This is a genomic window from Nakamurella sp. (genome assembly GCF_048594475.1).
Taxonomy (GTDB): domain Bacteria; phylum Actinomycetota; class Actinomycetes; order Mycobacteriales; family Nakamurellaceae; genus Nakamurella.
Genome location: NZ_JBMDXT010000475.1, coordinates 1 through 6,227 on the forward strand (window position 1 = coordinate 1; position 6,227 = coordinate 6,227).

Here is a 6,227-nt window from a genome sequence, read left to right on the forward strand (position 1 = left end):
CATCCCGAACGCCAGGATCGCCACCAGGATCGACGCCGCCAACCCGGCCAACGCCGCGAAATGGGCCTTGGTCTTCAACACCCCCAGGAAGATGAAGACCACCGCCAACGGGATGATCGAGACCATCGCCGTCAGGAAAACGCTGTCACCGACCGCGGTGACGTCGGGCTGATACGGGGTCGCCATTGATCCTCCAGGGAGAAGCTCATGATTCGGTCTGGCCGATTTGGTCTGACCAAAGAATGAAAGGACCATAAGGCATACCTGATAGGCTGTCCAGAGCTGCGGCAAAAAATGTCGCCAGCGGTGCCTGCCGCCCGGAACGGCGCTGGCCGAGCATGAGGAGAGCCGATGGCGGCACCGGCCGGTTGGGAACCCGTTCAGCGAGTCCCGACCTACGAGCTCGTGCTCCGGCGCATCGAGGAGCAGCTGATCAACCGCACGCTGCGACCGGGGGATCGGCTGCCGCCCGAGCGTGAACTGGCCACGATGCTGGGCGCCTCCCGGCCGGCCGTGCGTGAGGCGCTGCGGGTGCTGCAGGCCCAGGGCGTCGTCCGGTCGGCGGTCGGGACGGGGGTGGATTCCGGCACCATCGTCACGCAAGCACCCTCGGGGGCGCTGACCCGGCTGCTCCGGGTGCACCTGGCCGTCGCCTCGTTCCCGCTGTCCGACGTCGTCGAATCGCGGGTCATGTTTGAACGTTTCAGTGCGCTCGGCGCGGCCAAGGCGATGACGCCGGAGGTGCTGGCCCGCATCGAGGAGCCGCTGCTGGCGATGGACGAGCCCGACATCGAGCGGGCGCGGTTCAACGAACTGGACACCGAGTTCCACGTCGCGATCGCCGAGGCCGGCGGCAACCAGTTCATCGCCGACCTGACGGTGGCGGTCCGCGAGTCGATCCGCGGGGACATCCTGGGCACACTGGAGCAGGCCGGCGACTGGCCGGAGATCCGGGCCGGGCTGCGGGCCGACCATCATGCGATCTACCGGGCGCTGGCCGCCGCCGACGGCCCGGGCGCGGCCGATGCGCTGGAGCGGCACATCGAGGGCTTCTACGCCCGCATGCAGATCGGCGTCTCGAGCTGACGCCGGGACCCGGACGGGCCCGATCCTGGCCGGGCCCGATGGGGGCTCAGAACACCTTGCCCGGATTGAACAGGTGCAGCGGGTCCAGGGTGTCCTTGATCGCCCGTTGCAGGGTGAGCGAGGCCGGGTCGAGCTCGGCCACCAGCCCCCGCCGCTTGAGCAGGCCGACGCCGTGCTCGGCGGTCACCGTCCCGCCGAAGCCGATGGCGGTGTCGATCATCTCCTCGAACGCCTGCTGGGCGCGGCGCCGGGCGTCGTCGTCGCCGGGTTCGGCCAGCATCAGCGGGTGCAGGTTGCCGTCGCCGGCGTGGGCGATGGTCGCGATGCGCACCCGCTGCTCCCGGCCGATCCGCTCGATCGCGCCCAGCATGTCGGGCAGCCGCGACCGGGGTACGCAGATGTCCTCGGTGAGCACCGGCCCCAGCCGCTCCAGCGCGGGGTAGGCCAGCCGGCGGGCGTCGAACAGGGCCTCGGCCTCGACGTCGTCGGTGGACCGTTCGGCCCACAGGGCGCCGGCCCGGTCGAACGCCTCCGCCAGCGCGGCGGCCTCGGTCTCCCCGGCGTCGCCCGGGGTGTCGACCCGGGCCAGCAGCAGCACGGCCGCGTCCGCCTCGATGCCCAGATGCTTCCACTCCTGCACCGCGGTCAGGCAGGTCCGGTCCAGCAGCTCCAGGGCCGACGGGGCCAGGCCCAGCCGGGTGACCAGAGCGACCGCCCGACCCGCCTCGACCAGCCGCCCGAACGCGCCCACGACGGTGCGCGGGACCCCGGTCAGGGCTGGCCGCAACCGCAGGGTGACCTCGGTGATGACGCCCAGCGTGCCCTCGGAACCGACCATCAGGCCGGCGAGGTCGTCGCCGGCGACGCCCTTGGCGGTCCGCCGGCCGAGGCGGGCGACGGTGCCGTAGCCGGCCGGTCCGCCGACGACCGCCCGCAGCCCGAGCACGTAGTCGCGCGTCACCCCGTACTTCAGGCAGCACAGGCCGCCGGCGTTGGTGGCGGTGTTGCCGCCGATCGTCGACCACGGGGCGCTGGCCGGATCGGGCGGGTACCACAGGCCCTGGGCGGCGACGGCGGCCTTGAGATCGTTGTTGACCACGCCCGGCTCGACGGTGCAGGTCAGGTTCTCGGGGTCGATGTCGCGCACGGCCGTCATCCGGGACAGGTCGAGCACGATGCCGCCGTCGACGGCGTTCGCGCCGCCGGACAGGCCCGTGCCGGCGCCGCGCGGCACGAGGGGAACGCGCAGGTCCGCGGCCGTGCGCACGACGCCGGCGACCTCGGCCTCGGTCCGGGCGCGAACCGCCAGTGCGGGCACCCCGGCCGGCGCCCATTCCGCCTCGTCGGTCGAAAGGGACTGCAGCACATCGGGATCGATGACGATGCGATCCGCCGGCAGGACCCGGTGCAGGGCCTCGAGCAGGACGCTCGCGGTGGGGCCGGCCGGGGTCGGGCCGCTCGGGGCGGGGCCGGCCGGGGTCGGGCCGCTCGCGGTCGGCTCGCCCGGGGCCGGGACGTCCGGAGGCGGGCCCGCCGCGGGGCGGGGCGACGTCGTCGTCATGGCGGCGATGCTACTGAGCCGGGCCCGCCCCGAGCATGGCTACGGAGCCGGGCCCGCTCGGAGCATGATGGCGGGATGGACGGGCCGGTGCTGATCTTCGACGGGGACTGCGCCTTCTGCCAGCGCTGCGTCGACCTCGGGGCCCGGCTTCCGGCGCCGGTGCTCGCCGTGCCCTTCCAGCGCCTGGATCCCGCGGCGTACGGGCTGACCGGCGACCAGGTCCGGTCCGCCGCCTGGTGGATCGGTGTCGACGGGTCGCCCCGTCGAGGTCACCGGGCGGTCGCGGCGGTCCTGGCCGCCCAGCCGGGGCGCGGGTGGCGGCTGGTCGGCCGGCTGATGGATCATCCGCCGGTGGCCTGGGTCGCCGCCGCCGGGTACGCGCTGGTCGCCCGGTTCCGGCATCGGCTGCCCGGGGGAACGGCGCAGTGCCGGTTGCCGGCCGGACCCTCGTCGGATCCCGGTTCCGTTCCCGGTTCCGTGCCCGCTGCCGGCCCCGCTGTCGGTGGGGATTCCGCGGGTCCCGGGCGGCGCTGAGCGGCTAGCGCCCGTCGGCCGCCCGCTCCAGTTCGGCGATGTCGAGCCTGCTCATCCGCAGCATCGCCTGCATGGTCCGGTGCGCCCGCTCCGGGTCGGGGTCGCGTTGCAGTTCCATCAGGCGGGTGGGCACGACCTGCCAGGACAGCCCGAAGCGGTCCTTGAGCCAGCCGCACTGGTCATGCGTGCCGCCCTCGGCGAGCCGCGTCCAGTAGTGGTCGACCTCCCGCTGGTCGGCGCACAGGATCTGGAACGAGATGGCCTCGGAGAACGTGAACTGCGGTCCGCCGTTCAGGCCGAGGTACCGGGTGCCGTCGAGGGTGAACTCGACGGTCATCACCGAGCCCTCGGTGCCCGGGGTGTCCGCGCCGTACCGGGTGACGTGGTCGATCGAGGAGTTCGGGAACACCTCGGTGTAGAGCTGGGCGGCCGGTTCGGCCTGGCCGTCGAACCACAGGCAGGGGATCTGGGCGGGCATGGCGATGCTCCTTTCGGGGGGTGGACCAGGTGGACCGGGTGGACCGGTTGGAACGGCGGTCAGGCGCCGAAGCGGCCGCGGGCGTCGATCGGGATCAGTGGGTGGTCGGCGCGAGCCTTGATCTGCTGCACCGCCCAGGTGTTGCCGTCCGGGTCGGCGAAGCCGAAAAAGGTTCCGCCGTCCCGCTCGTCGAACACCGTGATCTCGTCGCACGCGACGCCGCGGCCGGTCAGCTCGGCACGGGCGGCGGCCGCGTCGGCGACGACGAGCTGCAGACCGCGCATCGAGCCGGGGGTCATCTGGTTCTGCGACGGCAGGCTGCCGATGACGATCGAGCACCCCGATCCGCGCGGGGTCAGCTGGGCGACGTGCATGTGCTCGTTGCGCGTGTTGTGGTCCAGGTCGAACCCGACCCGGTCCCGGTAGAACTCGATCGACCGATCCAGGTCGGCCACGGGCAGAACGACGACTTCCAGGGTCCAGTCCATGATGTTCCTTTCGGGCCGCGGCGGGCCGCCGGGATGGTGCCGGCCGGGGCGGGTGGTTGCGGTCGGGCCCGGTGGTGCGGTCGGGCGGGGTGTGCGGCTCGGTGCCGGCGGCGCTGTGGTTGGGGTCGGAGGGGCGGTCGGCTGGTGTGGCCGGGTGGTGTGGCCGAGTGGTGCGGACATCGTGGAGTCCGCTCCGGGGAGACCGCCGGATCAGCCGCCGGACGCCAGGGTTTCGAGCCGCGCGTACCCCTGGGTCAGGCCGGTCTCCATGCCGCTGGCCACCATGCCGTCCCGCGCCTCCACGGTCGGGTAGACGCTGTGGATCGAGAGCCTCGTCCGGCCCCCGCCCAGGTCGGTGAAGGTCAGCGACTCGATGGCGACCACGTCCGGGTACCCCTCGAACTCGAATGTCTGGATGGCGAAGTCGTTCTCGCGAACGACATGGAACACTCCGTTGAAGCCGTACTCGCCGCCCCGACCGTCCTTGTGGACGTAGCGGTACCGCCCGCCCGTGGCGAAATCCCATTGTTCGATGTCCATCTCGTACCCGTCGGGACCCAGCCACTGCCGGACGAGCTCCGGCTCGGCGTGCGCCCGGAACAGGGCCGGCACGGGAGCGTCGAACTCCCGGACGATGTCGATGAACGGAACGCCCTCGGGTGCGCTGATGGTGACGGAGTTGGTCATGACGGTTCCTTCCTCTCGGTGTCGGCCCCGGGCTCGGGCCGCTGGTTGGCTGCCTGATCGGTACGCGCGAGCAGCGCGTCCAGGCTCCGGAACTGCTGCTCGTGGATCAGCCGGTACCGGTCGATCCACGCCGTCAAAGCCTCGAGCTGCGCCGCGTTCAGGTGCACCGGCCGCCGCTGCGCATCCCGGCTGCGGGTGACCAGGTTCGCCTGCTCCAGCACCTGAATATGTTTGGAGACAGCCTGTTTGGTGATGCTGAAGGGTTCGGCCAGCTCGTTGACCGTGGCCGGCCCACGGGAGAGGCGGGCGATCATCCGCCGGCGCACCGGGTCGGCCAGGGCCATGAAGGCCCGGTCGAGGCGGTCGTCCGCGGAGGGGTCCACGATCACTTGTCAACCGATCCATTGCTCAACTAGTTGGTTGATTAAAGGTAGGACGGGCCGCCCCGGCTGTCAACCCCTGCGCGGGCGGTCGCCGGCGTTCGTTCCCGGCGCGAGTGAAGACCGGCACCCGCTGCGCGGGCTCGGGTCTGCACTCGCGGGTGGGGACCGCGTCGGGTCGCGGGTGCGGCTGGGGGTCGGTGTCCGGGCGCCGGGGCGCGCGGATCGGCGGCGGCCGGTGTGGCTGGTGTGGCGGTGCGGCGGTGCGCCGGTGCGGCGGTGTGGCGGTGGCGGTGTGGCCGGTGCGGCCGGTGCGGCGGTGCGGGCGGATCGGCGGCGGCCGGTGTGGCTGGTGCGGCGGTGCATGGACCCGTCATCGACCCGTCATCGACGTTGTCCCCATGCCGGATTCTGTCCACACCGGCGCCGGCCGGGCATCGATGACCCCGTGCCCGAGTGACGATCGTGCGATGTCCAGGTTCGACCCGGCGGTGCAGGGACTCTTGACGGCTCATGGCGGCGTGGTCGGCCGGGCCGAACTTCTCGAGCTCGGCATCAGTCCGGCCGCGATCGGCCGGCGCGTGTCGGCCGGCGAACTGCGTTCGGTGTACCCGGGGGTCTACCGGCATGCGTCGATCGCGCTGTCGCCGGAGGTCCGGCTTCGGGCCCTGGCGCTGCGGATCGGCCCCGACGCTGTCATCGCCGGCCGCTGGGCCGCCTGGTGGCATGGCTTCACCCGGGTGGCAACCGGTCCGATCGAGGTGATCGTCCCTCCGGCACGGTGGCCCGCGCGCCTGCCCGGGGTAGAGGTTCATCGCCGCTCGGTCGACGCGGCCGACCTGCTCGCCGTGCGGCGGCTGCGGGTCACCGGAAGTTGAGTCCACCAGAGTGGTGTACGACCACCGACTCGACCTGACCCTGGCTGACCCGCGCAGGGTGTGTCGGTCCAGGGACGAGGACGGCCACCGCGTGATTCTTCGAAGGACCTCTCACAGTCTGTCGAAGGAGACATC

8 protein-coding genes and 1 pseudogene are annotated in these 6,227 nt (G+C 72.3%); 3 read left to right on the plus strand and 6 right to left on the minus strand.

The genetic code is table 11. The features are described 5' to 3' along the window. Positions 1-186 (minus strand): annotated as a pseudogene (locus ACOJUF_RS21280) (L-lactate permease); the annotation flags it as partial. Between the two features lie 165 nt (positions 187-351). Between ACOJUF_RS21280 and ACOJUF_RS21285 the strand changes: the two are divergent. Next, on the plus strand, positions 352-1,086 hold the full coding sequence (locus ACOJUF_RS21285; RefSeq protein ID WP_420123814.1) for a FadR/GntR family transcriptional regulator: 735 nt from the start codon (positions 352-354) through the stop codon (positions 1,084-1,086). A gap of 46 nt (positions 1,087-1,132) precedes the next feature. Here ACOJUF_RS21285 and ACOJUF_RS21290 read toward each other — a convergent pair whose 3' ends face one another. Then, the gene (locus ACOJUF_RS21290) at positions 1,133-2,647 is read right to left on the minus strand and encodes an FAD-binding oxidoreductase (RefSeq protein ID WP_420123815.1); all 1,515 of its coding nucleotides are present in this window, start codon (positions 2,645-2,647) and stop codon (positions 1,133-1,135) included. A 75-nt stretch (positions 2,648-2,722) separates the two neighbouring features. Here ACOJUF_RS21290 and ACOJUF_RS21295 point away from each other — a divergent pair, with 75 nt between their 5' ends. Then, positions 2,723-3,181: a thiol-disulfide oxidoreductase DCC family protein gene (locus ACOJUF_RS21295; RefSeq protein ID WP_420123816.1), complete on the plus strand. Its 459-nt coding sequence runs from the start codon at positions 2,723-2,725 to the stop codon at positions 3,179-3,181. Between the two features lie 4 nt (positions 3,182-3,185). Here the strand turns inward: ACOJUF_RS21295 and ACOJUF_RS21300 are convergent, their stop codons facing one another. The 4 genes from ACOJUF_RS21300 to ACOJUF_RS21315 form a co-directional block, all read right to left on the minus strand. Beyond that, on the minus strand, positions 3,186-3,659 hold the full coding sequence (locus tag ACOJUF_RS21300; protein ID WP_420123817.1) for a VOC family protein: 474 nt from the start codon (positions 3,657-3,659) through the stop codon (positions 3,186-3,188). Positions 3,660-3,718: 59 nt separating this feature from the next. Then, the gene (locus ACOJUF_RS21305) at positions 3,719-4,147 is read right to left on the minus strand and encodes a VOC family protein (protein ID WP_420123818.1); all 429 of its coding nucleotides are present in this window, start codon (positions 4,145-4,147) and stop codon (positions 3,719-3,721) included. A 210-nt stretch (positions 4,148-4,357) separates the two neighbouring features. Then, entirely contained in the window at positions 4,358-4,834 is a 477-nt protein-coding gene (locus ACOJUF_RS21310) for an SRPBCC family protein (protein ID WP_420123819.1), read from the minus strand. Continuing rightward, the gene (locus tag ACOJUF_RS21315) at positions 4,831-5,223 is read right to left on the minus strand and encodes an ArsR/SmtB family transcription factor (RefSeq protein ID WP_420123820.1); all 393 of its coding nucleotides are present in this window, start codon (positions 5,221-5,223) and stop codon (positions 4,831-4,833) included. Before ACOJUF_RS21315 ends, ACOJUF_RS21310 begins: the two co-directional genes overlap by 4 nt. 512 nt (positions 5,224-5,735) lie before the next feature. Here ACOJUF_RS21315 and ACOJUF_RS21320 point away from each other — a divergent pair. Next, positions 5,736-6,092, plus strand: coding sequence for a hypothetical protein (locus ACOJUF_RS21320; RefSeq protein ID WP_420123821.1), 357 nt, complete (start codon positions 5,736-5,738; stop codon positions 6,090-6,092). The last annotated feature ends 135 nt before the right edge of the window (positions 6,093-6,227 follow it).

Excerpts from the sequence above, each read along its gene's own strand:
- ACOJUF_RS21285 (WP_420123814.1), top strand. The coding sequence starts at position 352 with ATGGCGGCACCGGCCGGTTGGGAACCCGTTCAGCGAGTCCCGACCTAC.
- ACOJUF_RS21290 (WP_420123815.1), bottom strand. The coding sequence starts at position 2,647 with ATGACGACGACGTCGCCCCGCCCCGCGGCGGGCCCGCCTCCGGACGTC.
- ACOJUF_RS21295 (WP_420123816.1), top strand. The coding sequence starts at position 2,723 with ATGGACGGGCCGGTGCTGATCTTCGACGGGGACTGCGCCTTCTGCCAG.
- ACOJUF_RS21300 (WP_420123817.1), bottom strand. The coding sequence starts at position 3,659 with ATGCCCGCCCAGATCCCCTGCCTGTGGTTCGACGGCCAGGCCGAACCG.
- ACOJUF_RS21305 (WP_420123818.1), bottom strand. The coding sequence starts at position 4,147 with ATGGACTGGACCCTGGAAGTCGTCGTTCTGCCCGTGGCCGACCTGGAT.
- ACOJUF_RS21310 (WP_420123819.1), bottom strand. The coding sequence starts at position 4,834 with ATGACCAACTCCGTCACCATCAGCGCACCCGAGGGCGTTCCGTTCATC.